Origin of the sequence: Psychroserpens mesophilus (genome assembly GCF_050617655.1) — a bacterium.
Lineage (GTDB): Bacteria > Bacteroidota > Bacteroidia > Flavobacteriales > Flavobacteriaceae > Psychroserpens > Psychroserpens mesophilus_A.
This window is the reverse complement of the sequence record NZ_JBODQC010000422.1, coordinates 1-243: the sequence shown is the minus strand read 5'-3', so window position 1 is coordinate 243 and position 243 is coordinate 1. Positions and strand designations below refer to the sequence as shown.

Here is a 243-nt window from a genome sequence, read left to right as displayed (position 1 = left end):
GCGGATCACCCACTTTTTCAGGAACAGGATATGTCCGAATGGATTCTTTTTAAATAATCCCATAGGAAGGCTAAAATACAAAAATAGGTTCAGAGCACCTCCTCCAGGAGGCTTTTCAGCTCATTGAGCATCATGGCTGTCGCCCCCCATACCACATGGCCCTTCAGCAGAAAGGCGCGTACCTCAATGTCCGTTGCGTACGAGGTTGTCATCCGTCGCACCTCCCGGCATTCCCTGGATAGC

General features: G+C 50.6%; 1 pseudogene. It reads right to left on the bottom strand.

The features are described from left to right. Positions 1-89 precede the first annotated feature (89 nt). A pseudogene (locus ACRHNM_RS17860) lies at positions 90-243 on the bottom strand (coenzyme A pyrophosphatase); the annotation flags it as partial.